This window comes from Burkholderia anthina (assembly GCF_902498995.1).
In the GTDB taxonomy this organism is placed as follows: domain Bacteria; phylum Pseudomonadota; class Gammaproteobacteria; order Burkholderiales; family Burkholderiaceae; genus Burkholderia; species Burkholderia anthina.
The window spans coordinates 99,747-126,574 of record NZ_CABVLY010000006.1 but is presented as its reverse complement, the minus strand read 5'-3'; the positions used below and the strand labels follow the sequence as shown (position 1 = coordinate 126,574).

General features: G+C 66.4%; 20 protein-coding genes. 17 read left to right on the top strand and 3 right to left on the bottom strand.

Translation table 11 applies throughout. The annotated features are described in order from the left end of the window. Nucleotides 1-64 precede the first annotated feature (64 nt). The 5 genes from BME24068_RS10385 to rbsK all read left to right on the top strand — a co-directional run bounded on the left by BME24068_RS10385 (nucleotide 65) and on the right by rbsK (nucleotide 5,797). Nucleotides 65-1,015: a sugar ABC transporter substrate-binding protein gene (locus BME24068_RS10385; protein ID WP_096505414.1), complete on the top strand. Its 951-nt coding sequence runs from the start codon at nucleotides 65-67 to the stop codon at nucleotides 1,013-1,015. A 147-nt stretch (nucleotides 1,016-1,162) separates the two neighbouring features. Then, complete coding sequence (locus BME24068_RS10380) at nucleotides 1,163-2,788, top strand: sugar ABC transporter ATP-binding protein (RefSeq protein WP_174926015.1); 1,626 nt, start codon at nucleotides 1,163-1,165, stop codon at nucleotides 2,786-2,788. Then, on the top strand, nucleotides 2,785-3,804 hold the full coding sequence (locus BME24068_RS10375) for an ABC transporter permease (RefSeq protein WP_174926014.1): 1,020 nt from the start codon (nucleotides 2,785-2,787) through the stop codon (nucleotides 3,802-3,804). Before BME24068_RS10380 ends, BME24068_RS10375 begins: the two co-directional genes overlap by 4 nt. Nucleotides 3,805-3,839: 35 nt before the next feature. Continuing rightward, complete coding sequence (locus BME24068_RS10370) at nucleotides 3,840-4,871, top strand: LacI family DNA-binding transcriptional regulator (protein ID WP_096505408.1); 1,032 nt, start codon at nucleotides 3,840-3,842, stop codon at nucleotides 4,869-4,871. Next, complete coding sequence (gene rbsK, locus BME24068_RS10365; RefSeq protein WP_174926013.1) at nucleotides 4,868-5,797, top strand: ribokinase; 930 nt, start codon at nucleotides 4,868-4,870, stop codon at nucleotides 5,795-5,797. The genes BME24068_RS10370 and rbsK overlap by 4 nt, the downstream gene beginning before the upstream one ends. Before the next feature lie 137 nt (nucleotides 5,798-5,934). Here rbsK and BME24068_RS10360 read toward each other — a convergent pair whose 3' ends face one another. Continuing rightward, nucleotides 5,935-6,090 (bottom strand): hypothetical protein, encoded by a 156-nt coding sequence (locus BME24068_RS10360; RefSeq protein WP_162826235.1) that lies wholly within the window; start codon nucleotides 6,088-6,090, stop codon nucleotides 5,935-5,937. Here BME24068_RS10360 and BME24068_RS10355 point away from each other — a divergent pair. The 8 genes from BME24068_RS10355 (at nucleotide 6,080) to BME24068_RS10320 (ending at nucleotide 17,792) form a co-directional block, all read left to right on the top strand. Then, complete coding sequence (locus BME24068_RS10355; protein WP_174926012.1) at nucleotides 6,080-7,858, top strand: methyl-accepting chemotaxis protein; 1,779 nt, start codon at nucleotides 6,080-6,082, stop codon at nucleotides 7,856-7,858. The two genes, BME24068_RS10360 and BME24068_RS10355, sit on opposite strands and share 11 nt — an antisense overlap. Before the next feature lie 525 nt (nucleotides 7,859-8,383). After that, nucleotides 8,384-10,306: a PrkA family serine protein kinase gene (locus BME24068_RS10350; protein WP_096505402.1), complete on the top strand. Its 1,923-nt coding sequence runs from the start codon at nucleotides 8,384-8,386 to the stop codon at nucleotides 10,304-10,306. 125 nt (nucleotides 10,307-10,431) lie between these two features. Further along, the gene (locus tag BME24068_RS10345; RefSeq protein WP_096505400.1) at nucleotides 10,432-11,700 is read left to right on the top strand and encodes a YeaH/YhbH family protein; all 1,269 of its coding nucleotides are present in this window, start codon (nucleotides 10,432-10,434) and stop codon (nucleotides 11,698-11,700) included. Continuing rightward, complete coding sequence (locus BME24068_RS10340; protein ID WP_174926011.1) at nucleotides 11,697-13,376, top strand: SpoVR family protein; 1,680 nt, start codon at nucleotides 11,697-11,699, stop codon at nucleotides 13,374-13,376. The genes BME24068_RS10345 and BME24068_RS10340 overlap by 4 nt, the downstream gene beginning before the upstream one ends. Nucleotides 13,377-13,608: 232 nt before the next feature. After that, nucleotides 13,609-14,913, top strand: coding sequence for an MFS family transporter (locus BME24068_RS10335; RefSeq protein WP_096505396.1), 1,305 nt, complete (start codon nucleotides 13,609-13,611; stop codon nucleotides 14,911-14,913). A 489-nt stretch (nucleotides 14,914-15,402) separates the two neighbouring features. Next, nucleotides 15,403-16,218, top strand: a complete 816-nt coding sequence (locus BME24068_RS10330; protein ID WP_096505474.1) for an ABC transporter substrate-binding protein — start codon at nucleotides 15,403-15,405, stop codon at nucleotides 16,216-16,218. A 123-nt stretch (nucleotides 16,219-16,341) separates the two neighbouring features. Then, nucleotides 16,342-17,064 carry an amino acid ABC transporter permease gene (locus BME24068_RS10325; RefSeq protein ID WP_174926010.1) on the top strand — a complete coding sequence of 241 codons (723 nt, stop codon included), beginning with the start codon at nucleotides 16,342-16,344 and terminating at the stop codon, nucleotides 17,062-17,064. Nucleotides 17,065-17,066: 2 nt separating this feature from the next. Then, the gene (locus BME24068_RS10320; RefSeq protein ID WP_174926009.1) at nucleotides 17,067-17,792 is read left to right on the top strand and encodes an amino acid ABC transporter permease; all 726 of its coding nucleotides are present in this window, start codon (nucleotides 17,067-17,069) and stop codon (nucleotides 17,790-17,792) included. 136 nt (nucleotides 17,793-17,928) lie between these two features. On the opposite strand, the gene BME24068_RS10315 is transcribed toward BME24068_RS10320, so the two are convergent. Further along, complete coding sequence (locus BME24068_RS10315) at nucleotides 17,929-19,194, bottom strand: M23 family metallopeptidase (protein WP_478209914.1); 1,266 nt, start codon at nucleotides 19,192-19,194, stop codon at nucleotides 17,929-17,931. Between the two features lie 342 nt (nucleotides 19,195-19,536). Then, nucleotides 19,537-20,184, bottom strand: coding sequence for a TetR family transcriptional regulator (locus BME24068_RS10310; RefSeq protein WP_096505388.1), 648 nt, complete (start codon nucleotides 20,182-20,184; stop codon nucleotides 19,537-19,539). A gap of 149 nt (nucleotides 20,185-20,333) precedes the next feature. Between BME24068_RS10310 and BME24068_RS10305 the strand changes: the two genes are divergently transcribed. The 4 genes from BME24068_RS10305 (at nucleotide 20,334) to BME24068_RS10290 (ending at nucleotide 26,757) form a co-directional block, all read left to right on the top strand. Then, complete coding sequence (locus tag BME24068_RS10305; RefSeq protein WP_174926007.1) at nucleotides 20,334-21,521, top strand: MexX/AxyX family multidrug efflux RND transporter periplasmic adaptor subunit; 1,188 nt, start codon at nucleotides 20,334-20,336, stop codon at nucleotides 21,519-21,521. A 19-nt stretch (nucleotides 21,522-21,540) separates the two neighbouring features. Further along, complete coding sequence (locus tag BME24068_RS10300) at nucleotides 21,541-24,678, top strand: multidrug efflux RND transporter permease subunit (RefSeq protein WP_174926006.1); 3,138 nt, start codon at nucleotides 21,541-21,543, stop codon at nucleotides 24,676-24,678. Further along, the gene (locus tag BME24068_RS10295) at nucleotides 24,678-26,141 is read left to right on the top strand and encodes an efflux transporter outer membrane subunit (protein ID WP_174926081.1); all 1,464 of its coding nucleotides are present in this window, start codon (nucleotides 24,678-24,680) and stop codon (nucleotides 26,139-26,141) included. The genes BME24068_RS10300 and BME24068_RS10295 overlap by 1 nt, the downstream gene beginning before the upstream one ends. Before the next feature lie 457 nt (nucleotides 26,142-26,598). Beyond that, on the top strand, nucleotides 26,599-26,757 hold the full coding sequence (locus tag BME24068_RS10290; protein WP_174926005.1) for a hypothetical protein: 159 nt from the start codon (nucleotides 26,599-26,601) through the stop codon (nucleotides 26,755-26,757). Nucleotides 26,758-26,828 lie beyond the last annotated feature (71 nt).

Sequence of the window (26,828 nt, the reverse complement as noted above, 5' to 3'; positions counted from 1 at the left end):
GCTCACATTAAAACAACAGCCAAACAACCATCCGGCCCGTCGGGCCAGTCGCCAGGAGATGTGTATGAATGTCCTCTTTCGCCGTCGCTTCCTGACCGCCGCGCTTGCCGCCGTCGCGGTCGCTGCCGCACCGGCCGTTCACGCGCAGTCTGCGGCCAAGCCGAAGGTCGCGCTCGTGATGAAGTCGCTCGCCAACGAGTTCTTCCTCACGATGGAAAACGGCGCGAAGGAATACCAGAAGCACAACGCCAGCCAGTTCGACCTGATCACGAACGGCATCAAGGACGAGACCGACACCGCGAACCAGATCCGCATCGTCGAGCAGATGATCGTGTCGAAGGTCGACGCGATCGTGCTCGCGCCGGCCGATTCGAAGGCGCTCGTGCCGGTCGTGAAGAAGGCGGTCGACGCGGGCATCATCGTCGTGAACATCGACAACCGGCTCGATCCGGACGTGCTGAAGTCGAAGAACCTGAACGTGCCGTTCGTCGGCCCGGACAACCGCAAGGGCGCGCGCAAGATCGGCGACTACCTCGCGAAGCGGCTGAAGGCGGGCGACCAGGTCGGCATCGTCGAGGGCGTGTCGACGACGACCAACGCGCAGCAGCGCACGGCCGGCTTCCAGGACGCGATGAAGGCGGGCGGGATGAAGGTCGTGTCGGTGCAGTCGGGCGAATGGGAAATCGACAAGGGCAACGCGGTTGCGTCCGCGATGCTCAACGAATACCCGAACCTGCGCGCGCTGCTGTGCGGCAACGACAACATGGCGATCGGCGCCGTGTCGGCCGTGCGCGCGGCAGGCAAGCAGGGCAAGGTGTTCGTGGTCGGCTACGACAACATCAACGCGATCAAGCCGATGCTGAAGGACGGCCGCGTGCTCGCGACCGCCGACCAGTATGCGGCGAAGCAGGCGGTGTTCGGCATCGATACGGCGCTCAAGGCGATCGCCGAGCATCGCAAGCAGGCCGACTTGTCCGGCGTGGTCGAGACGCCGGTGGATCTCGTGACGAAGTAACGCCGCTGCCGGTCGCGGCCGCCGCCCTCAAGAATCCGGGCCGGCGGCCGTTATCCGGAGTGAGCGCGATCACGGCCACTGCATGCACATGCACTTGTGAGCGTCATACCCGCGCGCCGCGTGCGCGCGGCCGCAACCAGGATCGCGATGGAACCGACCTTCCAACCCTCCCGTTCAGCCGTTCCCGTGCTGTCCGTCTCCGGTGTGGGCAAAACCTACGCCGAACCCGTGCTCGCCGACGTCACGCTGACGCTCGCGTCGGGCGAAGCGCTCGCGCTGACGGGCGAGAACGGCGCCGGCAAGAGCACGCTGTCGAAGATCATCGGCGGCCTCGTCGATCCGACGGGCGGCACGATGCAGCTCGGCGGCCAGGCCTATGCGCCGGCGAGCCGCACGCAGGCCGAGGCGCTCGGCGTGCGCATGGTGATGCAGGAGCTGAACCTGCTGCCGACGCTGACGGTCGCCGAAAACCTGTTCCTGAACCGTTTGCCGTGCCGCTTCGGCATCATCGACCGCGCGCGGCTGCGCGAGGACGCGCGCGCCGCGATGGCGCAGGTCGGTCTCGACGCGGTCGACCCCGATACGCCGGTGGGCGCGCTCGGCATCGGCCACCAGCAGATGGTCGAGATCGCGCGCAACCTGATCGGCGACTGTCGCGTGCTGATCCTCGACGAGCCGACCGCGATGCTGACCGCGCGCGAGGTCGAACTGCTGTTCGAGCAGATCGACCGGCTCAAGGCGCGCGGCGTGGCGATCGTCTACATCTCGCACCGCCTCGAGGAGCTCGCGCGCGTGGCCGAGCGCGTCGCGGTGTTGCGCGACGGTCGGCTCGTGCACGTCGGCGACATGGCCGCGACGACATCCGACGGGCTCGTCACGCTGATGGTCGGGCGCGAGATCGGCGAACACATCGATCTCGGCGCACGCCATATCGGCGCGCCGCGACTCGTCGTGTCGGGCATGACGCGCGGCACGGCCGTGCAGGACGTATCGCTCGAGGTGCGTTCGGGCGAAATCTTCGGGATCTCCGGGCTGATCGGCGCGGGGCGCACCGAATTGCTGCGGCTGATCTACGGCGCGGATACGCCGGACGCCGGGATGATCGCGGTCGGCGATCCGCTGAAGCCCGCGCGCATCGGCTCGCCGGTCGACGCGGTGAAGCACGGCATCGCGCTGATCACCGAGGACCGCAAGGGCGAAGGATTGCTGCTGTCGCAGTCGGTCACGTCGAACGTGTCGCTGGGGCAGCTCGACCGGCTCGCGCGCGGCGGCATCGTCGATACGGCGCGCGAGACGGCGCTCGCCGAGCAGCAGATCGACGCACTGCGGATCCGCACGCACGGCGCCGCGCAGGCGGTCGGCGAGCTGTCGGGCGGCAACCAGCAGAAAGTCGTGATCGGCCGCTGGCTCGCGCGCGACATGGGCGTGCTGCTGTTCGACGAACCCACGCGCGGCATCGACGTCGGCGCCAAATTCGAGATCTATACGCTGATGGGCGCGCTCGCGCGCGAGGGCCGCGCGCTGGTGGTCGTCTCGAGCGACCTGCGCGAGCTGATGCTGATCTGCGACCGGATCGGCGTGATGTCGGCCGGCCGCATGACCGCCGTGTTCGAGCGCGGCAACTGGACCCAGGATGCGCTGCTGGCCGCGGCGTTCGCCGGCTTCGGCCGCGAAGCGCTGCCGGACGGCGCGCGGCAGCCGGATGCGCAGGCCGCGCCGCGCGCGGCTTCCGGCACACCGAGCGGCACTTCGACGACAGGACGACATCAATGACCCAGCCTCCCGTATCCCCGACCGACGCAGGCGCCCGGCAGACCGTGACGGGGCGTCGTGCCCGCGCGCTGTCCGGCACGCGGCTCGGTTTGTCGAACTATCTCGGGCTCGCCGGCGCGCTCGCCGCGATGATCGTGCTGTTCTCGACGCTGAGCTCGCATTTCCTGACCTACGATACGTTCAGTACGATCGCGAACCAGATTCCCGATCTTGTCGTGATGTCGGTCGGGATGACCTTCGTGCTGATCATCGCCGGGATCGACCTGTCGGTCGGCTCGGTGCTCGCGCTGGCCGCGTCGATGGTCAGCGTGGCGGCATTGAAGTGGCAATGGGGGCCGCTGCCGGCGGCGCTGGCCGGGATCGCGATCGCGACCGTCACCGGCGCGCTGACGGGCGCGATCACGGTCGGCTGGCGGATTCCGTCGTTCATCGTGTCGCTCGGCGTGCTGGAGGCAGCGCGTGGCGTCGCATACCAGCTGACGAATTCGCGCACCGCGTACATCGGCGACGCGTTCGATTTCCTGTCGAATCCGATCGCGCTCGGCATCTCGCCGGCGTTCCTGATCGCCGTCGCGGTGATGATCGCGGCACAGTTCGTGCTTGCACGTACGGTGTTCGGGCGTTACCTGGTCGGGATCGGCACGAACGAGGAAGCGGTAAGACTTGCCGGGGTTAACCCGCGGCCGTATAAAATCCTCGTATTCGCATTGATGGGCGCGCTCGCGGGACTCGCGTCGCTGTTCCAGATTTCGCGGCTCGAGGCCGCCGACCCGAATGCGGGCGTCGGCCTCGAGCTGCAGGTGATCGCGGCCGTCGTGATCGGCGGCACGAGCCTGATGGGCGGGCGCGGCTCGGTGATCAGCACGTTTTTCGGCGTGTTGATCATCTCCGTGCTGGCCGCCGGGCTGGCGCAGATCGGCGCGAACGAGCCGACCAAACGCATCATCACCGGGGCGGTGATCGTGGTGGCGGTCGTGCTCGATACGTATCGCAGCCGGCGCACGCGCGCGCGGTAGAACTACACAGAAGGCAGACCAGAGAGAAACGGGAAATGGCGACGATCAAGGATGTGGCGGCCATGGCGGGCGTGTCGTTTACGACCGTCTCGCACGTGGTGAACAATTCGCGGCCGGTGTCCGCGGATGTGCGTGCGAAGGTCGAGGGCGCAATCCGCGAGCTGAACTACGTGCCATCGGCGGTGGCGCGCTCGCTGAAGGCGCGCTCGACGGCGACCATCGGCCTCGTCGTGCCGAACAGCACGAATCCGTATTTTGCGGAGCTTGCGCGCGGCATCGAGGATCAGTGCGCGGCCAACGGCTATTGCGTGTTCTTCTGCAATTCGGACGACGATCCCGTCAAGCAGCGCAACTATCTGCGCGTGCTGCAGGAAAAGCGCATCGACGGGCTGATCGTCGCGTCGGCGGGCGAGGACGCGGTGCTGGCGCAGACGCTCGCGGACGCGCATGCGCCGCTCGTCGTCGTCGACCGCAACATCGAGGGGCTCGCGGCCGATCTCGTGCAGATCGACCACGAACGCGGCGCGTACCTGGCGACCCGCCACCTGCTCGAACTCGGGCACGCGAAGATCGGCTGCATCACGGGGCCGACGGACACGGCCGTCAGCGCAATGCGCGTGCACGGCTTCATCCGCGCGATGGCCGAGCGCGGGATCGACATCGTGCCGGGCGCGATCGCGGAAAGCGATTTCTCGTGTCTCGGCGGCTATCACGCGGCGTCGCGGCTGTTCGAGTCGGTGCATCCGAGCGCGATTTTCGCGGGCAACGACCTGATGGGCGTCGGCGCGCTGCGTGCGGCGGCCGAGCGCGGCATGCGCGTGCCGGACGATTGCTCGATCATCGGCTTCGACGACATCGAATTCTCGCGTTACACGTATCCGGCGCTGTCGACGGTCGGCCAGTCGGTGCGCGCGCTCGGCGAAATGGCCGCGCAGACGCTGATCGAGCGGATCGGCGGCGGCTCGACGTCCGCGCCGAGCCGTCGTCGCGTCGTGTCGCCGCGCCTCGTGCTGCGCGAATCCACGTCGGTCTACCGCGAGCCGGTCGTGCCCGGCACTCCCGCATGACGGCGCGCGCGGCGGCGGCCGGCCGCGTGACGGTGGTCGGCAGCCTGAACATGGATCTCGTCGTGCGCGCGCCGCGGCTGCCGCTGCCGGGCGAAACGCTGGCCGGTCATGCGTATGCGCAGGCGGCGGGCGGTAAGGGCGGCAACCAGGCCGTCGCGGCCGCGCGGCTCGGCGCAACGGTCGCGATGATCGGCTGCGTCGGCGCGGATGCGCACGGCACGGCGTTGCGGGCCGGCCTCGAAGCGGAGGGCATCGACTGCACGCGGCTCGCGACCAGTGCGACGGCGTCGACCGGCGTCGCGCTGATCGTCGTCGACGACGCGAGCCAGAATACGATCGTGATCGTCGCGGGCGGCAACGGCGAAGTCACGCCCGACACGGTCGCACGGCACGAAGCCGCACTGGCTGCGACCGACGTGCTGATCTGCCAGCTCGAGACGCCGCCGGACGCCGTATTCGCGGCGCTGTCGGCCGGGCGGCGGCTCGGCCGCACGGTGGTGCTCAATCCGGCCCCGGCCGTCGCGCCGCTGCCGGCCGGCTGGCTGCCGCTCGTCGACTACCTGATCCCGAACGAAGTCGAGGCCGCCGCCTTGACCGGATTGCCGGTGCGCGATCCGGACGACGCGCAAGCCGCGGCGCGCGCGCTGCAGGCGGCCGGTGCGCGTAACGTGCTGATCACGCTCGGCGCGCGCGGCGTGCTGGCGTTGACAGCCGACGGCGCGGCGCGGCATTACCCGGCGCCGGTCGTGCAAGCGGTCGACACGACCGCGGCCGGCGATACCTTCATCGGCGGTTTCGCCGCGCGGCTCGCGGCCGGCGAGGACGTCGATACCGCGATTCGCTTCGCGCAGCGCGCGGCGGCGCTGTCGGTGACCCGCGCGGGTGCGCAGCCATCGATTCCTACCCTCGCCGAACTGGGCGAATAGAACCGGATTGCCCCCATCGCGGCCGGCGCCTGCAGCAGCAGGCGGCCGGCCGTTTCTTTTCTGGCGTCGTCGCGCAAGCCGCGTTGCCATCGCCTTCCTGCTTTCGCGAACCGGCAGTGGTTCACCCCCATTATTCATCAATCTGTAATTAATGAACTGATTGGTGAAAAAGAGCGGTCAATACCATCAAGTTGGGCGGCGCGCGGTCGTAAATGCATCGGGCGAAACACTGTTTCGAAAACGGGCACGGCCCGTCCATGACGACGCAAAACAGGAAGGATGATGGTGTTCACAAACCTGACGATTCGTGCGCGCATCGGTTTGACGATGGCGTTTCTCGCCGTGCTGCTGGGGGTGGTCGGCGTGCTCGGCCTGTACGGGATGGCGCGCTCGAACGACTCGACGCGCGAAATTTTCACGAACCAGATGCCGAGCGCGGTGGATGTTGCCGTCGCGGAAATGTACGCGGCGCGCGAGCGGCTGGCGCTCGACCGCGCGGTGATGCTGGCCGGCACGCCCGACGCGGCGGCGGCGGTCGAGCGCAGCCGCAGCATGCGTACGCAGTCCGACGCATGGTGGCGGAAATATCTCGCGCTGCCGCGCGGGCCGGAAGAGGACGGGCTTGCGCAGGACGTTGCCGCCAAGCGACAGGCGCTGCAGAGCGCGTGCGACGCGTTCGCGGGCATCGTCGGCTCGGACCGGCACGACCGGATCGGCGACGGCGCGAAACAGTTGCAGGTGCGCTACAACGAACTCGCGGTCGCGAGCGAAGCGCTGCGCGGCTTCCAGTTCCGCGACGCGCAGGCGAGCTTCAATCACGCGGAATCGGTGTACGAGCTGCTGCGCGTGCTGTCGATCGTCGTGCTCGTCGCCGGTTTCGGCGCCGCGGTGTTGTCGTGGCTGACGCTCAGCCGCGCGATCGGCCGTCCGCTCGCGGACGCGCTCGCGCAGTTCGACGCGATCGCCGCGGGCGACCTGCGACGCGCGATCGTCGTGCGCCGCCGCGACGAAATGGGCCAGCTGCTCGACGGCCTCGCGAAGATGCAGCACGCGCTCGTCGATACGGTGCGCACCGTACGCGGCGGCAGCGAGTCGATCGCGACCGCGGCGCGGCAGATCGCCGCCGGCAACATCGACCTGTCGTCGCGCACGGAAGAGCAGGCCGCGGCGTTGCAGGAAACCGCATCGAGCATGGAGCAGCTGACCGGCACCGTGAAGCAGAACGCGGACAATGCACGGCAGGCAAGCTCGCTGGCCGCCAACGCATCCGAAATTGCAAACAAGGGTAATACCGTCGTCGGCCAGGTGGTCGGCACGATGGTCGAGATCAACGACAGCTCGGCGAAGATCGCGGACATCATCGCGATCATCGAGGGGATCGCGTTCCAGACCAACATTCTCGCGCTGAACGCGGCCGTCGAAGCCGCCCGCGCCGGCGAGGAAGGGCGCGGTTTCGCGGTGGTCGCCGGCGAAGTGCGCAGCCTCGCGCAGCGGTCGTCGAGCGCGGCCAGGGAGATCAAGGCGCTGATCGATGCATCGGTGGACCGCATCCGCACCGGTTCGACGCTGGTCGACGAAGCGGGGCGCACGATGAGCGACGTGATCGGTGCGGTGCAGCGTGTGACGGACATCATGGGCGAGATCGCGGCAGCATCCGAGGAGCAGAGCGGCGGCATCGACCAGGTCGCGCGCGCGGTCGCGCAGATGGACGAGGTGACGCAACAGAACGCGGCGCTCGTCGAGGAGGCCGCTGCGGCGGCGCAATCGCTCGACGAACAGGCCGCGCGTCTGCGCCAGACGGTTTCGGTGTTCCGGATCGACGACGAAGCGGCACGGCCGGCAGCGGTTGTCGCTGCCGCGCGTCAAGCGCCGCGCGCGATGCCTGCCGCGCCGGCAGCCGTGTCGGCTGCGACGCCCGCACCGGCGACGGCACGCGATGGTCACGATGCACCGGCGAAGCGCACGGCAATTGCTACGTCGGCTCGCCAACCCGTGGCCGCGTCCACGGTGCCCGCGCCGGTTGCAGCCACTGCCGGCGGCGACGACTGGGAGACGTTCTGATTCGCGTGCATCGCGCATCTATCCCCATTTGGTAGCGCACGACGCCCGCGGCATGCGGGCGTCGTCGTTTCGGCGATCGACAGAATGTGACAGCGCACATGAACGATCGTGCATCGTCGCGCGTCGTGTTTTGGCATCCGTGCTACGTACGGGTATCTCCGAAGAATGCGAAAAAAATTTGTAACGGCGCACGTGGCGTGTCGTCGCGCACGATCGCTCGAACGTATAGGGATGAAGGGGTGTGTGAACGAAGAAGTGGAGGAGCAGCGACGACGACCGAAGCGTCCAACGCACGAGACGTTCCGATGCTCGACGAGACATCGCGGATGCAGTTTCTGCGGCTCGGGAGATCGATTGTAAAGCGTGGAAATGCATTGTCCAACCGGTGTTGTCGAGAATGACGAACTTCATACGAAGAGTTCGTGAAAAAAAAACAGAAAGGGTTTAGGATGAATTCGAACGCGCTTGCTTCTGCGCAGTCATACGAAGGCAAGCACGTCTTCAGACTCAGGCGAGGGAGGTAGCATGGATATTTACAGCAGCTTCGCGAACCGCTTCGAAAAAACGCGAGAGGAAGAGCTCTCGCTGGAGGAGTATCTCGCGCTCTGCAAGAACGATCCGTCAGCGTACGCCACGGCCGGCGAACGCATGCTGGCTGCAATCGGGGAACCAGAACAAATCGATACCCGCAACGACCCGCGCCTGTCGCGGATCTTTGCGAACAAGGTTATCAAGGTCTATCCCGCGTTCCGTGAGTTCTACGGAATGGAGGAAGTGATCGAGCAGGTCGTCGCTTACTTCCGGCACGCCGCGCAAGGGCTCGAAGAGAAGAAGCAGATCCTCTACCTGCTCGGCCCGGTGGGCGGCGGCAAGTCGTCGATCGCCGAGCGCCTGAAGCAACTGATGGAGCGCGTGCCGTTCTATTCGCTGAAGGGTTCGCCCGTCAACGAATCGCCGCTCGGGCTGTTCGACTACGACGAGGACGGCCCGATCCTCGAAGAGCAATACGGCATTCCGCGCCGCTACCTGAAGAGCATCCTGAGTCCGTGGGCCGTCAAGCGCCTGCATGAATACAACGGCGACATCCGCCAGTTCCGCGTGGTGCGCCGCTATCCGTCGATCCTGCGGCAGGTCGGCATCGCGAAGACTGAGCCTGGTGACGAGAACAATCAGGACATCTCGTCGCTCGTCGGCAAGGTCGACATCCGCAAGCTCGAACAGTACGCACAGGACGATGCCGACGCATACAGCTACTCCGGCGGCCTGTGCCTGGCGAACCAGGGCTTGCTCGAATTCGTCGAAATGTTCAAGGCGCCGATCAAGGTGCTGCACCCGCTGCTGACCGCCACGCAGGAAGGCAACTTCAAGGGTACCGAAGGTTTCGGCGCGATTCCGTTCGACGGCGTGATTCTCGCGCACTCGAACGAGTCGGAATGGAAGGCCTTCCGCAACAACCGCAACAACGAGGCACTGCTCGACCGGATCTTCGTCGTGAAGGTGCCGTACTGCCTGCGCGTGTCGGAAGAGACGAAGATCTACGAGAAGCTGATCCGCAATTCGTCGCTGGCCGAGGCCGTGTGCGCGCCGGGCACGCTGAAGATGATGTCGCAGTTCTCGGTGCTGTCGCGCCTGCACGAACCGGAGAATTCGAGCCTGTTCTCGAAGATGCAGGTGTACGACGGCGAAAACCTGAAGGACACCGATCCGAAAGCGAAGTCGTACCAGGAGTACCGCGACTACGCGGGCGTGGACGAAGGGATGACGGGCGTGTCGACACGCTTCGCGTTCAAGATCCTGTCGCGCGTGTTCAACTTCGATTCGAGCGAGGTCGCGGCCAACCCGGTGCACCTGATGTACGTGCTCGAACAGCAGATCGAACGCGAGCAGTTCCCGCCGGAAACGGAGCAGAAATACCTGTCGTTCGTGAAGGACGTGCTCGCGTCGCGCTATGCGGAGTTCATCGGCAAGGAGATCCAGACGGCTTACCTCGAATCGTATTCGGAGTACGGGCAGAACATCTTCGATCGCTACGTCACGTATGCGGACTTCTGGATTCAGGACCAGGAATTCCGCGATCACGACACGGGCGAGAGCTTCGACCGCGCCGCGCTGAACGCGGAGCTGGAGAAGATCGAGAAGCCGGCCGGGATCAGCAATCCGAAGGATTACCGCAACGAGATCGTGAACTTCGTGTTGCGCGCACGGGCGGCCAACGCCGGCAAGAACCCCGTATGGACGAGCTACGAGAAGTTGCGTGTCGTGATCGAGAAGAAGATGTTCTCGAATACCGAGGAACTGTTGCCGGTCATTTCGTTCAACGCGAAGGGGTCGGCGGAGGAGCAGCGCAAGCATGAGGACTTTGTGAACCGGATGGTCGCGAAGGGCTATACGCCGAAGCAGGTGAGGCTGCTTTGCGACTGGTACCTGCGCGTGCGCAAGTCGTCATGACGCGCGCGGTACCGCGCCCGTGCGGTTCGTCCGCGCGGGCGCCTTCAGAGGCGCCGCCCGCATGACGGCAGACGGCATGCGCGGCGAGTGCCCCGGCAGATCGACTTTCGAGCGGGAGACCGGGAGTGCTTCATCAAATCATCGACCGCAGGCTGGCCGGCAAGAACAAGAGCATCGCCAATCGCGAACGCTTTCTGCGTCGCGTCAAGAACTACATTCGTCGTGCCGTGTCCGACGCGGTGCGCGACCGTAGCATCAAGGATATCCAGAGCACGCAGAGCATCACGATCCCGCGCAAGGACATCGCCGAGCCGAATTTCCGGCACGGGCCGGGCGGGCGCCGCGAGTACGTGCACCCGGGCAACGAGGACTACATCCGCGGCGACAAGATTCCGCGCCCGCAAGGCGGCTCGGGCGGCGGCGGCAGTCAGGCGAGCAACGAGGGCGAAGGTCAGGACGACTTCGTGTTCGAGCTGTCCCGCGACGAATTCATGCAGTATTTCTTCGACGATCTCGAACTGCCGCGCCTCGTGAAGACGCACCTGTTGACGGTGCCGAGCTGGAAGAACGTGCGCGCGGGCTGGTCGGCGGAAGGCACGCCGAACAACATCGACGTCGTGCGTTCGCTCAGGAGCGCGCTCGGCCGGCGCATCGCGCTCGGCTCGCCGCTCGTCAACGAGCTGCGCGAACTCGAGGCGCAGCTCGAGGCGCTGAAGAACGACACCGAGGACCGTCGCACGGAAATCGCCGCGCTCGAAGCCGAGATCCATCACCTGAAAGGGCGCATCTGGCGAATTCCGTTCATCGATCCGTTCGACCTGCGCTACATCAATCGCGTGAAGCAGCCGCAGCCGTCGAGCCAGGCCGTGATGTTCTGCCTGATGGATGTGTCGGGTTCGATGGACGAGCAGCGCAAGGATCTCGCGAAGCGCTTCTTCATCCTGCTGTACCTGTTCCTGAAGCGCAACTACGAGCGCATCGAGGTCGTGTTCATCCGCCACCATACGCGTGCCGAGGAAGTCGACGAGGACACCTTCTTCCATTCGACCGAAAGCGGCGGCACGGTGGTGTCGAGCGCGCTCGAGCTGATGCGCAAGGTGATGAACGAGCGCTACTCGCCGACGGAGTGGAACATCTACGGTGCGCAGGCGTCGGACGGCGACAACTGGACCGACGATTCGCCGAAGTGTCGCAAAATGCTGGAAGAGGATATCCTCACCAAGACGCGCTACTTCGCGTATATCCAGGTCGCACCGGAAGAGCAGAACCTGTGGCTGGAGTACGCGCAACTGGCGCTGTCGCAACCGCATCTCGCGATGAAAAAGGTCGAATCGGCTGCCGACATTTACCCGGTGTTTCGCGAATTGTTCGAAAAACAGGTGGAAATGTCATGACGACCCGCCACCTGCACAACGAGTCGCGCGGCTATGCGCCGCGCCCTTCCGGCGACGACACGGCCGGCCCTGCCGCATCGCAGCAAAGCGGCCGGACCGACGCGTCGGCGCCGGCCGCCGACTTGCCCGGAGCCGGGCAAAAGGAAGCGCGTATGAACGTTGCCGAACGCAAGCCGCTGCCGTGCCCGTCCGACTGGACGTTCGAACTGCTCGAGGAATACGACACGCACATCGCGCAGGTCGCCGAGCAATACGAGCTCGACATCTATCCGATCCAGCTCGAACTGATCAGCGCCGAGCAGATGATGGATGCCTATGCGTCGGTCGGGATGCCGGTCAACTACCGGCACTGGTCGTTCGGCAAGCACTTCCTCGCGACCGAGAAGAGCTATCGCCGCGGCCAGATGGGCCTCGCGTACGAAATCGTCATCAATTCGAATCCGTGCATCGCGTATCTGATGGAAGAAAACACGATGACGATGCAGGCGCTCGTCATCGCGCACGCGGCGTACGGACACAACTCGTTCTTCAAGGGCAACTACCTGTTCCGGCTGTGGACCGACGCGCACGCGATCATCGACTATCTCGTGTACGCGAAGAACTACGTCGCCGAATGCGAGGAGCGCTACGGGCTCGATCGCGTCGAGGAACTGCTCGATTCGTGCCATGCGCTGATGAACTATGGCGTCGACCGCTACAAGCGGCCGCAGAAACCGTCGCTGTCGAAGGAAGCCGCGCTGCGGCGCGAACGCGAGGCGTATCTGCAGTCGCAGGTCAACGAGCTGTGGCGCACGCTGCCGGGCAAGAAGCCCGAGCAGATGGAGGAGCAGGAAGAGCGCTACCCGCCGGAGCCGCAGGAGAACCTGCTGTATTTCGCGGAGAAGAACGCGCCGCTGCTCGAGCCGTGGGAGCGGGAAGTGATCCGCATCGTGCGCAAGATCGGCCAGTACTTCTATCCGCAGCGGCAGACGCAGGTGATGAACGAAGGCTGGGCGACGTTCTGGCACTACACGCTGCTGAACACGCTCTACAACCAGGGCAAGCTGGAAGACGGCTTCATGATGGAGTTCCTCCATTCGCACAGCAACGTGGTCTACCAGCCGCCCGTCACGAAGCCGTACTACAGCGGGATCAATCCGTATGCGCTCGGTTTCTCGATGATGAGCGACATCCGGCGGATCTGCGAGTCGCCGACGGAAGAGGACTACAAGTGGTTTCCGGAGATCGCGGGCACGCCGTGGCTGCCGGCGATGCACTACGCGATGCGCAACTTCAAGGACGAGAGCTTCATCGCGCAGTATCTGTCGCCGAACCTGATTCGCGAGATGCGGCTCTTCTCGGTGCTCGACGACGACATGCGCGATTCGCTCGAGGTGTCGGCGATCCACGACGAATCCGGCTATCAGTATGTGCGGCAGGCACTGTCGCGGCAGTACGACATCCATCATCGCGAACCGAACATCCAGGTGTGGGCGGTGAACACACGCGGCGACCGCAGTCTCACGCTGCGTCACTTCATGACCGACAACCGCCATCTGTCGAACGACAGCGACGAAGTGCTCAAGCACATGGCGCGGCTCTGGCAGTTCGACGTGTTCCTGGAAAGCGTCGACGAGGCCGGTACCGTGCGCAAGCGCTACGAGTGCCGCTACGTGCCGCCGGAGGTGCACGTCTGAGCATCGATACGGATTGTTTGCATGAAACGCCAGCCTGAGGGCTGGCGTTTTCATATGACGAGCGCGCGACAAGAGAAAAATTTTCTACATCCGGACGAACCCGGAGAGCCTGTTACTTTACATTTCGCTAAAATCCCGTAGCGCCGTGCGCCGGAACCGGTGCCACGTGTGACCGCACGCGGCGGCCCCCAGCCGTCTCGCCCAGAAAGCACTAAAAGGAACAGACCCATCCATGGACGTCCAGACCGACCAAGCTGCGCTGTCCGCGCACGACACCCGGCGGCGCGTGTTCGCCATCGTCGGCGCCTCATCGGGCAACCTCGTCGAGTGGTTCGACTTCTATATCTACTCGTTCTGCGCGCTGTATTTCGCACCGGCATTCTTCCCGAGCGGCAATACGACGACGCAGCTGCTGAACACGGCCGGCGTGTTCGCGGCGGGCTTCCTGATGCGTCCGATCGGCGGCTGGCTGTTCGGCCGCATCGCCGACCGGCACGGGCGCCGCGCGGCGATGATGATCTCGGTGCTGATGATGTGCGGCGGTTCGCTCGTGATCGCGGTGCTGCCGACCTATGCGCAGATCGGCGCGCTGGCGCCGGCGCTGCTGCTGGTCGCGCGGCTGTTCCAGGGCCTGTCGGTGGGCGGCGAATACGGCACGAGCGCGACCTACATGAGCGAGGTCGCGCTGAAGGGGCGGCGCGGCTTCTTCGCGTCGTTCCAGTACGTGACGCTGATCGGCGGCCAGCTGTGCGCGCTGCTGGTGCTCGTGATCCTGCAGCAGACGCTGTCGCATGACGAACTGAAGGCGTGGGGCTGGCGGATTCCGTTCGTCTGCGGTGCGGCCGCCGCGCTGATCTCGCTGTACCTGCGCAAGTCGCTCGACGAAACGTCGACGAGCGCGTCGCGCGACAAGAAGGACGCCGGCACGATCCGCGGCGTGTGGCAGCACAAGGGCGCGTTTTTCACGGTGGTCGGCTTCACGGCCGGCGGCTCGCTGATCTTCTACACGTTCACGACGTACATGCAGAAGTACCTGGTGAACACGGCCGGCATGCATGCGAAGACGGCCAGCAACGTGATGACCGTCGCGCTGCTCGTCTACATGCTGATGCAGCCGGTGTTCGGCGCGCTGTCCGACAAGATCGGCCGCCGCACGTCGATGATCCTGTTCGGTGCGTTCGCGGTGATCGGCACGGTGCCGCTGATGCATACGCTGAAGACGGTGACGAGCCCGGTGGCCGCGTTCGTGCTGATCACGATCGCGCTGGCGATCGTCAGCTTCTACACGTCGATCAGCGGCCTGATCAAGGCCGAGATGTTTCCGCCGGAAGTGCGCGCGATGGGCGTCGGCCTGTCGTATGCGGTCGCAAACGCGATCTTCGGCGGCTCGGCCGAGTACGTCGCGCTGTGGTTCAAGTCGATCGGCAGCGAGGAAACCTTCTACTGGTACGTGACCGTGCTGTGCGCGATCTCGCTGATCGTGTCGTGGCGGATGCGCGATCCGAGCAAGGAAGGGTATCTGCGTCACGAACCGTGATCGATCGGGCCGCCCGGCCGATGCGGCCGGGTCGTCCGCTGCGGCATGCAACACGGCAGCATGCCGTACGCAGCACCTGATACGACGGCGCTCCGCCATGCAGGTGGCGCGCCGTTTTTTCATCCGGCGCGGGATCGCACGCACGCGTGCAAGCTCATCGCGGCCTCCGCGATATCGATATCGGAATCGCTTCGTTGTCGGCCGCGGGCGATGCTTTTATTCTGAACCCGTAGTTCGTGTGACACCTCCTTGACTGGGATTCTCGCCCGCTGCGTGCAGCGGGCGTCTTTTTTTGTGCTCGGGATTTGTGTGCCCGCGACCTGCGCGCCTCATCACGAATGCCGCAGAGCAAAGCACCATTTGTTGGTTCGGATTCGCCGCACGCGCTGATACGTTAGCGGCTTCGCGACAACACGCTGCGTCGCGATGTTCCTCGAACCGGCCGCCGCGCGATCCGCGGCGGCCTTCATAACAAATCAGGTCGTGCTCATGAAAATCCACACTCTCGCTACGTGGCTCGTCGGCGCCGCACTCGTGACGGCCGGCACGGTCGCGCATGCGGACCGGCTCGACGACATCAAGAAGGCCGGCGTGCTGCGCGTCGCGACGTTCGACAGCAATCCGCCGTTCGGCTATGTCGACGGCAAGAGCAATCACATCGTCGGCCTCGACGTCGACTATGCGAAGGCGCTGGCCGACAAGCTCGGCGTGAAGCTTCAGATTCAGCCGACCAACCCGGCGAACCGCATTCCGTTCCTGACCTCCGGCAAGGTCGATCTGGTGCTCGCCAACTTCACGATCACCGACGAGCGCGCGAAGCAGGTCGACTTCAGCATTCCGTATTTCTCGTCGGGCCAGCAGTTCCTCGCGAAGAAGGGCGTGCTGAAATCGGCCGACCAGCTGAACGGCCTGCGCGTCGGCGCGGACAAGGGCACGACGAACGAAATCACGCTGCGCGAGAAATACCCGAAGGCGACGATCGTCGCGTATGACGACACGCCGTTCGCGTTCGCCGCGCTGCGCGCCGGCAACGTGCAGGCGATCACGCAGGACGGGCCGAAGCTGATCGGCCTGCTTGCGAACGTGCCCGATAAGCAGAACTACGAGATCCCGGCGTTCACGATCTCGAACGACTACATGGGTGTCGGCGTGCCGAAGGGCGAGACGCGCCTGCTCGGCTTCGTGAACGACACGCTCAAGGGGCTCGAGGCGAACGGCCGCGCGGGGCAGATCTACGACGCGTGGTTCGGGCCGACGACGAAGACGCCGCTCACGCGCATCTTCCGTATCGGCGACAAGACCTGAGCCGAGCGCGCCGCGCGCCGCGCGCCGCGTTTCCGCCGCCGGCCGGGCCGGCGTGCGCGGTTCGCGGCGTTTTCCGTTCTTATCCGTCTCTTCTTATCGCGCGTTTCGCGCGCGCACCACGGCATGCTCGGGTTGGCTCCCAAATATCTGTCCTGGCTCTGGCAGGGCTTTCTGCTGACGCTCGGTCTCTCGGCCGCGTCGGCCGTCGTCGCGACCGTCGGCGGGCTGTTGCTCGCGGTGATGCGGCATGCGCGCGGCAACGCGCTGCGCATGCTGGCGACCGGTTACGTCGTTGCGTTCCGCAATACGCCGCTGCTCGTGCAACTGCTGTTCTGGTATTTCGGCGTCGCGTCGCTGCTGCCCGACACGTGGACCGCGTGGCTGAACGCGCGCCATGACGTGAGCGTGGGGCCGCTCACGCTCGCGTGGCCGTCGTTCGAATTCGTCGCGGGCTGGATCGGGTTGAGCGCGTACACGACCGCGTTCGTCGCCGAAGAGTGCGAAGCGGGCCTGCGCGGCGTGCGCCGCGCGCAGCACGACGCGGCCACGGCGCTGGGTCTCACGCCGATGCAGTCGCTGCGCTACGTGGTGCTGCCGCAGGCCGTGCGCATCGCACTGCCGCCGCTGTTCGGTCAATACATGAATCTCGTGAAGAATTCGTCGCTCGCGATGGCGATCGGCGTGGCCGAGCTGTCGTACGCATCGCGGCAGGTCGAGACGGAAACGTTCAAGACGTTTGCCGCGTTCGGCGTCGCGACCGTGCTGTACGTCGCCGCGGCCGCCGCGATCGAGGCCGGCGCATACGCGGCCACGCAATGGCGCGACCGGCTCGGGGCAGGGCGCTGACGATGGATGTCTCGCTGCTGCTCTCCAACCTGCCGTATCTGCTCGTGGGTGCGTTCCCGGACGGCCCGCTCGGCGGCGCCGCGCTGTCGCTCGTGCTGGCGATCGCGTCGGCGCTTGCGTCGGCCGTGCTCGGTGTGGCGCTCGGCGTCGCGATGGCGCTCGCGCGCGGCCCGGCACGCGTGCTGTTGCTCGCGTTCATCGGCTTCTTTCGCGCGATTCCGGTGCTGATGCTGATCTTCTGGACGTACTTCCTGATGCCGATGCTGCTGCACATGGACGTGCCGGGGCTCGCGACGGTCGTCTGCGCGCTGGCCCTGATCGGCGGCGCGTATCTCGCGCACGCGGTGCATGCGGGCATCGTCGCGGCCGGCGACGGGCAGTGGCAGGCCGGGCTGTCGCTCGGGCTCACGCGCTGGCAGACGGTGCGCTACGTGCTGCTGCCGCAGGCGATCCGGATCATGACGCCGTCGTTCGTCAACCAGTGGGTCGCGCTCGTGAAGGACACGTCGCTCGCGTATATCGTCGGCGTGCCGGAACTGTCTTTCGTCGCGACGCAGGTGAACAACCGGCTGATGATCTATCCGGCGCCGATCTTCCTGTTCGTCGCGGCGATCTATCTGGTGCTGTGCACGTCGCTCGACGGCGCCGCGCGCTGGCTGCTGACGCGTCGTCCGCGCGCGGAACGCATTGCGCAGGCGACAACCGGACGCACGGAATCGGCGAGGTGACGGCGCGCCGCACTCGGGCACGCATGGCCGATGCGTGCGGCCGATTCCCGGGCGTGATGGACGGTGTGATGGTCTGCGGATAGCCCGCGGCATGCCGCGCCGCCGCCACGCAAGCGGCGGCAGGCGGATTGGCGCATCAGGATGCGCTGCAGCTCGAATTGAAGACCGCGCGCAGCGTGGACGGGCCGGTTGCGAAGTCGCCCCACAACGGGCCGTCGCCCTGTGCGAACGCGAACGGCGACGTATTGATCGACGCGAGGCGGCCGCGCCATTGCACCGCTTCCTGGCGGAACGCGGTGAGCTGCATGTCGGAGAGCCCCGTCTGCGCGTTCGCAAGCGTGACGAGCGGATCGACCGGGTCGTTCGCGATCCGCACTTCGAAGTGCAGATGCGGGCCGGTGGCCGCGCCGGTCATCCCGACGGAACCGATGCGCTGGCCCTGCTTCACGGTTTCGCCCGTCTTCAGCCCGCGCGCGTACGCGGACAGGTGGGCGTAGTACGTCGAATAGCCGTCGGCGTGATCGACGATCACGTAGTGGCCGTAGCCGCCCGGGTCGGTGCCGACGAACGACACGACGCCGTCGGCCGCCGCATTGACGGGCGTGCCGGTCGGCGCGGCGAGATCGACGCCGGTATGGAACGCCATCGCCTGCGACAGCGGGTGGATGCGTTCGCCGAAGAACGAGCTGATGCGCGTCCACGCGACCGGCATCGTGAACGCGGCCGCTTCGAGCGGCGCGCCGTCGAGCGTGTAGTACGCACCGTGCCCGGCGCCCGGCGCGCGGAACCAGATCGCGCCGAACGTGCGGCCCGCGACGCGCAGCTCGAGTGCCGTGAGGTGCGGCGTGCCGTTGTCCGTGTCGTACGCGAGGCGGTAGTAGTCGCCGCGATGCGCGCTCGCGCGCATCGCGACCTTGCCGGTGACGATATCGCCAAGCTGGATACGCACTTCGGGCGGCACGTCCAGGCGATTCAGCGTATCGGACAGCGTGAGTTCGATGTCGCCGGCACGCATCCCGTGCTGGTGCTCGGGCGGCGCGAACCGGAACAGGCTCGCATAGCCGAGCATGTCGTTACGGTGCGCGCTGAGCGGGGCGAACAGGCCTGGTTGCGGATTCCGGTCGTTGCGTCCATTGAGTTCGTTGCGCTCGCCGATCGTGCGTGCGAGCTCGCTCGTCACGAAATGCTGCGCGGTAGGAAACGGCGTGTCGGACAGCACGCGCTGCGGCAGCGCGGCGGTGCCGGAATCGACGGCGCCCGGCAGTTGCGAGACGGCCGGCAGTGCGGCGGCGAGACCGAAGGCGGCGAGGGCGCCGAGCACGGCGGCCGGCACGAGCGCACGCACGAGGCGCTGCGCGCGGCCGGGCGCGAAAGCATCAGGAGTTGCGGCAGGCTTGACCAAAAGTGTCCACATCCAGGAAAACGGTTCAAAGAGGTGTGGGCAGGAGCCGTCGGCGGCACATCCGTCGGGCGACGACGGGGCGGGGCGACGGGCGTGCAACAAAACAGGCCCTCCGAAGGGCCTGTGTCGTTTCCGTTCGACCCAACTCGCGGGCAGGCCCGCTTCGAACGGCGGCGTGGGTTTGCCGGGTCGAACCCGACTTGTCACGAAGACGCTAAAGAAAGATGACCGCGTCAGTCTACCGATGTTCCGCAAAATGTTAAAAATTTTAAAGAGGGTCGGCTCATTCGTTTCGCACTGCGGTAAATCGGGAGTGATCGGCATTTGTTGCGCCGTTTTTCGTCAATCTGGCAATTTTTGCGCGCGCCCGCGCAGCGCGGCGGAGGTGCGGACCGCATCGAAACCGGCGTCGAGCATCGCTTCGGCGTCGTTCCACAGATTCCCGCGCAGCCGGTTGGTCCAGATCATCGACGCGAACACGCCTTCGAGCAGCGACACGAGATAGACGGCCGCGAGATGCACGTCGAGCTCGGCCGCGAGTTCGCCGGCCGCGATCGCGCGGCGCAGCAGCGCCTTCGCGATGCGCAGCATCTGCAGCTCGAGCAGCATCCGGCGCCGTTGCAGCGCGCCGTTCTCCTCGCTCTGTTCGCACTTCGTATAGAGGATCACCAGCACGCGCTGCATCGCGCCAGGCTCGCCGCATTGCTGCAGATAGTGCGACGCGGCGCGGCGCAGCGTGCCGAACGCGGGAAGGGTGTCGCCCGCGTCGAAGCCTTCGGACGTGCGCGCGAACGCGCGGTCGCACATCGCCAGACACACTTCCATCTTGTTGCGGTAATGCCCGTAGACGGCGCCGCGCGACATGCCGGCGGCCTCGGCGAGATCCGCCATCGCCGTCTGCGCGACGCCTTTCTCGAGCAGCACGAGCTCGGCGGCGTCGAGGATCCGGTGCTTGATGGCGAGCGATTCTTCCCGGGTCTTGCGGGCCATGTCGTGAATTTCCTTACAGTTTGCTGTCGTTTTATTGAGACAGTATGACGGACGGATGACACATGCACATATTTAATCAGTCATGACTGATTATAATCGGCCACCCTGAGCCGCCGCATTGTATCGGCGGCGAACGATCGAGATCACACATGAATAACAAACGTTCGTTGTCGCGCCGCGCCCGGCTGGCGCCGTTCGCGCTCGCGGCCCTGCTGGTCGTGGCCGGCTGCGGAAAGGGCGAAAAGGACAAGGCGCCGGAGGCCATCCAGAGCGCGACGGTCGTGACCGTCCGTCCCACGGCCGTGCCGATGACCGTCGAGTTGCCGGGCCGGCTCGACGCCTACCGGCAGGCGGAAGTGCGCGCCCGGGTCGCGGGCATCGTCACCGCGCGTACTTACGAGGAAGGCCAGGAAGTGAAGCAGGGCGCGGTGCTGTTCCGCATCGATCCCGCGCCGCTGAAAGCCGCGCGCGACGCCGCGCAGGCCGCGCTCGCGAAAGCGCAGGCCGCCGCGCTGGCGGCAAGCGACAAGCGCAGCCGTTACGACGATCTGGTGCGCGACCGCGCGGTCAGCGAGCGCGATCACACCGAGGCCGTCGCCGGCGATACGCAGGCGAAGGCCGACGTCGCGTCCGCGAAGGCGGAGCTCGCCCGCGCGCAGCTGCAGCTCGACTATGCGACCGTCACGGCGCCGATCGCGGGCCGTGCGCGCCGCGCACTCGTGACCGAAGGCGCGCTCGTCGGCCAGGATCAGGCGACGCCGCTCACGACCGTCGAGCAGCTCGACCCGATCTACGTAAACTTCTCGCAGCCGGCCGCCGACGTCGATGCGTTGCGCCGCGCGGTGAAAAGCGGACGCGCGACGGGCATCGCACAGCACGACGTCGCGGTGACGCTGTTGCGCGCCGACGGCACGGCGTATCCGCTGAAGGGCAAGCTGCTGTTCAGCGATCTCGCGGTCGATCCGACCACCGATACGGTCGCGATGCGCGCGCTGTTCCCGAATCCCGAGCGCGAGCTGCTGCCCGGTGCGTACGTGCGGATCGCGCTGGATGCGGCCGTCGACCAGCGCGCGATTCGCGTGCCGCGCGATGCGCTGCTGCGCACGACCGATCGCACGTCGGTGCGCGTGGTCGATGCGGGCGGCAACGTGAAGGACGTCGAAGTCGTCGCCGACCAGATGAGCGGCCGCGACTGGCGCATCACGCGCGGGCTCGCGGGCGGCGAGCGCGTGATCGTCGACAACGCCGCCCAATTCGCGCCCGGCACGCCCGTCAAGCCCGTCGAAAAGGCATCGCCGACGCAGGCCGCATCACAGGCGGCCGCCCGTCAAACCTGACCGGTCCGGATAAACCAACATGGCACGTTTCTTCATCGATCGCCCCGTGTTCGCATGGGTGATCGCTCTCTTCATCATGCTCGGCGGCGCGTTCGCGATTCGCGCGCTGCCGGTCGCGCAGTATCCGGACATTGCGCCGCCCGTCGTCAGCATCTATGCGACGTATCCGGGCGCGTCCGCGCAGGTCGTCGAGGAATCGGTGACCGCGCTGATCGAGCGCGAGATGAACGGCGCACCGGGGCTGCTGTATACGTCCGCGACGAGCAGCGCGGGGATGGCGTCGCTGTCCCTGACCTTCAAGCAGGGCGTGAATGCCGATCTCGCGGCCGTCGAAGTGCAGAACCGGCTGAAGACGGTCGAGGCGCGCTTGCCCGAACCCGTGCGTCGCGACGGCATCCAGGTCGAGAAGGCGGCCGACAACATCCAGCTCGTCGTGTCGCTGACGTCGGACGACGGCCGCATGACCGACGTGCAGCTCGGCGAATACGCGTCGGCGAACGTCGTGCAGGCGCTGCGCCGCGTCGACGGCGTCGGCAAGGTGCAGTTCTGGGGCGCCGAATATGCGATGCGGATCTGGCCCGACCCGGTGAAGATGGCCGGGCACGACCTCACCGCATCGGACATCGCATCGGCCGTGCGCGCACACAACGCGCGCGTGACGGTGGGCGATATCGGCCGAAGCGCGGTGCCGGACAGCGCGCCGATCGCGGCGACGGTGTTCGCCGACGCGCCGCTGAAGACGCCGGCCGATTTCGGCGCGATCGCACTGCGCACGCAACCCGACGGCTCGGCGCTGTACCTGCGCGACGTCGCGCGCGTCGAATTCGGCGGCAACGACTACAACTACCCGTCGTACGTGAACGGCAAGGTCGCGACCGGCATGGGCATCAAGCTCGCGCCGGGCTCGAACGCGGTGGCGACCGAGCGGCGCGTGCGCGCGGCGATGGACGAACTGTCCGCGTATTTCCCGCCCGGCGTGAAATACCAGATCCCGTACGAGACGTCGTCGTTCGTGCGCGTGTCGATGAACAAGGTCGTCACGACGCTGATCGAGGCCGGCGTGCTGGTGTTCCTCGTGATGTTCCTGTTCATGCAGAACCTGCGCGCGACGCTGATCCCGACGCTCGTCGTGCCGGTCGCGCTCGCGGGCACGTTCGGCGTGATGTATGCGGCCGGCTTCTCGATCAACGTGCTGACGATGTTCGGGATGGTGCTCGCGATCGGCATCCTCGTCGACGATGCGATCGTCGTCGTCGAGAACGTCGAGCGGCTGATGGTCGAGGAAGGGCTCGGCCCATACGACGCGACCGTGAAGGCGATGCGGCAGATCAGCGGCGCGATCGTCGGCATCACGGTGGTGCTGACGTCGGTGTTCGTGCCGATGGCGTTCTTCGGCGGCGCGGTCGGCAACATCTATCGGCAGTTCGCGCTGGCGCTGGCGGTATCGATCGGCTTCTCCGCGTTCCTCGCGCTGTCGCTGACGCCCGCGTTGTGCGCGACGCTGCTCAAACCCGTGTCCGGCGACCATCACGAGAAGCGTGGGTTCTTCGGCGGGTTCAACCGTTTCGTCGCGCGTTCGACCCAGCGTTATGCGACGCGCGTCGGCGCGATGCTGAAGCAGCCGCTGCGCTGGCTGGTCGTGTACGGCGCGCTGACCGCGGCCGCGGCGCTGATGCTCACGCAGCTGCCGAGCGCGTTCCTGCCCGACGAGGACCAGGGCAACTTCATGGTGATGGTGATCCGCCCGCAAGGCACGCCGCTCGCGGAAACGATGCAAAGCGTGCGCGAGGTCGAGTCGTACATCCGGCACGACGAGCCGGCCGCGTACACGTTCGCGCTCGGTGGCTTCAACCTGTACGGCGAGGGGCCGAACGGCGGGATGATCTTCGTCACGCTGAAGCCCTGGCAGGCGCGCAAGGCCGAACGCGATCATGTGCAGGCGATCGTCGCGCGCGTGAACGAGCGCTTCGCGCATACGCCGAACACGACGGTGTTCGCGATGAACTCGCCGGCGCTGCCCGATCTCGGTTCGACGAGCGGCTTCGACTTCCGGCTGCAGAACCGCGGCGGGCTCGACTACGCGGCATTCAGCGCCGCGCGCGAGCAGCTGCTCGCGGCGGGCGGCAAGGATTCGGCGCTCACCGACCTGATGTTCGCGGGCACGCAGGACGCGCCGCAACTGAAGCTCGACATCGATCGCGCGAAAGCGTCGGCGCTCGGCGTGTCGATGGACGAGATCAACACGACGCTCGCGGTGATGTTCGGCTCCGACTATATCGGCGACTTCATGCACGGCACGCAGGTGCGCCGCGTGGTCGTGCAGGCCGACGGGCGGCACCGGCTCGATCCGGACGACGTGAAGAAGCTGCGCGTGCGCAACGCGCGCGGCGAGATGGTGCCGCTCGCCGCGTTCACGACCTTGCACTGGACGCTCGGGCCGCCGCAGCTCACGCGCTACAACGGCTATCCGTCGTTCACGATCAACGGCTCGGCCGCGCCGGGCCACAGCAGCGGCGAAGCGATGAGCGCGATCGAGCGGCTCGCCGGGAAGCTGCCGGCCGGCGTCGGCCACGCGTGGTCGGGGCAGTCGTTCGAGGAGCGGCTGTCGGGTTCGCAGGCGCCGATGCTGTTCGCGCTGTCGGTGCTCGTCGTGTTTCTCGCGCTCGCGGCGCTGTACGAGAGCTGGTCGATCCCGTTCGCGGTGATGCTGGTCGTCCCGCTCGGCGTGATCGGCGCGGTGCTGGGCGTCACGCTGCGCGCAATGCCCAACGACATCTATTTCAAGGTGGGGCTGATCGCGACGATCGGGTTGTCCGCGAAGAACGCGATCCTGATCGTCGAAGTCGCGAAGGACCTGGTCGCGCAGCGCATGCCACTCGTCGACGCCGCGCTCGAGGCCGCACGCCTGCGGCTGCGGCCGATCGTGATGACGTCGCTCGCGTTCGGGGTCGGCGTGCTGCCGCTCGCGTTCGCGTCGGGCGCCGCATCCGGCGCGCAGATGGCGATCGGCACCGGCGTGCTCGGCGGCGTGATCACGGCGACGGTGCTCGCGGTGTTTCTCGTCCCGCTGTTTTTCGTGATCGTCGGCCGCCTGTTCGACGTCGGCCCGCGCCGACGCGGCGGCGCGCAGCCGGCGACGATGGAGGGTTCGCAATGATGTTTGCGTGGAATGCACGCGCGACGCTGAAGGTTCAACTGGCGCTGGCCGCGGCGCTCGCGCTCGCGGGCTGCTCGCTCGCGCCGCGTTACGAGCGGCCGGCAGCGCCGGTGCCGGGCAGCTACGCGCCGGTCGACGACGGCGCCGCAGCCGCAGCCGCAGCCGCCGCCGCGACGTCGGCCGATGCCGCGCTGCTCGACGACTGGCGCGGGTACTTCACCGATCCGGCGCTGCAGGCATGGATCGACGCGGCGCTCGCGAACAATCGCGATCTGCGGATCGCTGCCGCACGGCTCGACGAAGCGCGCGCGCTGTACGGCGTGCAGCGTGCGGACCTGATGCCGCCGGTCGATGCGAATCTCGGCTACGAGCGCACGCGCCAGTACGACCCGGTCGTGCGCGAGAGCGCGGTAAGCGGGCTGTATCGTGCGGGCGTCGGCGTCAGCGCGTACGAACTCGATCTGTTCGGCCGTGTGCGCAGTCTTTCCGATGCGGCGCTGGCCGAGTATTTCGCGACGGCCGACGCGCAGCGTACGGTGCGCATCGGCGTGATTGCCGAAGTCGCCGGTGCGTACGTGTCGGAGCGTTCGTTGCACGCGCAACTGGCGCTGGCGCGGCGCACGCTCGACGCACGGGAACACATCGCATCGCTCACGCAGCGTCGCTACGCGGCCGGCACGAGCGATGCGATCGAGCTGCGTTCGGCGCAGATGCTCGTCGCCTCCGCACGTGCGTCGCAGGCCGCGCTGGCGCGCGAACACGCGCAGGCCGTGCGAGCGCTGCAATGGCTCGCGGGCGACTTCGCCCGCAACGTGCCGGCCGACGGCACCGCGCTCGACACGCTCGCGATGGCGCCGGTGGCGCCCGGCGCACCGAGCGCGCTGCTCGAACGGCGGCCGGACATCCGGCAGGCCGAGGCGCGGCTCAAGGCCGCGAACGCGCAGATCGGCGCGGCGCGCGCGGCGTTCTTTCCGCGCATCGCGCTGACGACCGACTACGGCTCGGTCAGCGACGCGTTCTCGGGCCTGTTCGCGGGCGGCACGAGCGTGTGGACCTTCGCGCCGCGCATCACGCTGCCGCTTTTCGCGGGCGGGCGCAATCGCGCGAATCTCGACGTCGCGAACGCGCGCAAGCACATCGCGGTCGCGGAATACGAGAAGATCGTGCAGACCGCATTCCGCGAAGTGGCCGACGCGTTTGCCGCGCGCGGCTGGATCGACCGGCAACTGGACGCGCAGCAGGACGTCCATGCGGCGGACGGCGCGCGGCTGAAGCTCGCCGAGCGCCGCTATGCGGGCGGTGTAGCGACTTATCTCGAACTGCTCGACGCGCAGCGCAGTACGTACGAGTCGGGACAGGAGCTGATCCGGCTCAAGGCGCTCAGACTCGCGAACGCGATCGCGCTGTATCGCGCGCTGGGCGGCGGGTGGGCGCCGGCATCGGCCGACGCGTCTGCCGCGTGATGTCGTAGCCGTACACGGCGACAGGGCGACGACGCGTCGTCGCTGCCCTCGTTGGCGTGGCATTGCTTCTGTCGACGCATCGGCAGAAAGCGGCGACGCGCGCAGCCGTGCGTCGTCATCCCCATTTCTCCTTCCGGTGATCGGCCTGAAGCGTCGCCTTCGGCTCGTCAGGGGCGCGGCGACCGATCGTGTCGCCGCACGGCACGAATCCGTGCCGACTTTCTTCCTTTCTCTTTCTCCGTGTCGATGCGCCGATTGTCCCGGCGGCGCGTGGCATTACGTACGATTTTTGAAACCGAATTGACGACTCGATTGATTTGCGTATTGAAAATAATGATGGCGGCAAAGTGTCGCGGTGAAACGTTTGTATCGATTCGCAATCGTTTGCGTATCGGATTCGGGCTGACGTAAATCGATCGTTAATTTCCTGTCATTTGAGAATGGCCGGATGTTTTCGTTGCGACTCGACAACGATGGCGGTATTGGACAGGGTTTTGTCATTTGGGTGAATGCGTCCTGCCAAGCCAATACCCGCAAGGGAGGGCGGGCGAAGCACGACCTCGATCCTGAAAAGTCCTTGATTTTCAATCGACTCAATGAAATGAAAAAGGACTGAAAAAGAAAATATCGAAATTGAAAATTTCAGAGAGGCAATTCATCCAAAACAGTGAAGACCGGGCAATGTCA

Excerpts from the sequence above, each read along its gene's own strand:
- BME24068_RS10335 (WP_096505396.1), top strand. The coding sequence starts at position 13,609 with ATGGACGTCCAGACCGACCAAGCTGCGCTGTCCGCGCACGACACCCGG.
- BME24068_RS10330 (WP_096505474.1), top strand. The coding sequence starts at position 15,403 with ATGAAAATCCACACTCTCGCTACGTGGCTCGTCGGCGCCGCACTCGTG.
- BME24068_RS10355 (WP_174926012.1), top strand. The coding sequence starts at position 6,080 with ATGGTGTTCACAAACCTGACGATTCGTGCGCGCATCGGTTTGACGATG.
- BME24068_RS10340 (WP_174926011.1), top strand. The coding sequence starts at position 11,697 with ATGACGACCCGCCACCTGCACAACGAGTCGCGCGGCTATGCGCCGCGC.
- BME24068_RS10305 (WP_174926007.1), top strand. The coding sequence starts at position 20,334 with ATGAATAACAAACGTTCGTTGTCGCGCCGCGCCCGGCTGGCGCCGTTC.
- BME24068_RS10350 (WP_096505402.1), top strand. The coding sequence starts at position 8,384 with ATGGATATTTACAGCAGCTTCGCGAACCGCTTCGAAAAAACGCGAGAG.
- BME24068_RS10320 (WP_174926009.1), top strand. The coding sequence starts at position 17,067 with ATGGATGTCTCGCTGCTGCTCTCCAACCTGCCGTATCTGCTCGTGGGT.
- BME24068_RS10380 (WP_174926015.1), top strand. The coding sequence starts at position 1,163 with ATGGAACCGACCTTCCAACCCTCCCGTTCAGCCGTTCCCGTGCTGTCC.
- BME24068_RS10295 (WP_174926081.1), top strand. The coding sequence starts at position 24,678 with ATGTTTGCGTGGAATGCACGCGCGACGCTGAAGGTTCAACTGGCGCTG.
- BME24068_RS10300 (WP_174926006.1), top strand. The coding sequence starts at position 21,541 with ATGGCACGTTTCTTCATCGATCGCCCCGTGTTCGCATGGGTGATCGCT.
- BME24068_RS10370 (WP_096505408.1), top strand. The coding sequence starts at position 3,840 with ATGGCGACGATCAAGGATGTGGCGGCCATGGCGGGCGTGTCGTTTACG.
- BME24068_RS10385 (WP_096505414.1), top strand. The coding sequence starts at position 65 with ATGAATGTCCTCTTTCGCCGTCGCTTCCTGACCGCCGCGCTTGCCGCC.
- BME24068_RS10310 (WP_096505388.1), bottom strand. The coding sequence starts at position 20,184 with ATGGCCCGCAAGACCCGGGAAGAATCGCTCGCCATCAAGCACCGGATC.
- rbsK (WP_174926013.1), top strand. The coding sequence starts at position 4,868 with ATGACGGCGCGCGCGGCGGCGGCCGGCCGCGTGACGGTGGTCGGCAGC.
- BME24068_RS10375 (WP_174926014.1), top strand. The coding sequence starts at position 2,785 with ATGACCCAGCCTCCCGTATCCCCGACCGACGCAGGCGCCCGGCAGACC.
- BME24068_RS10325 (WP_174926010.1), top strand. The coding sequence starts at position 16,342 with ATGCTCGGGTTGGCTCCCAAATATCTGTCCTGGCTCTGGCAGGGCTTT.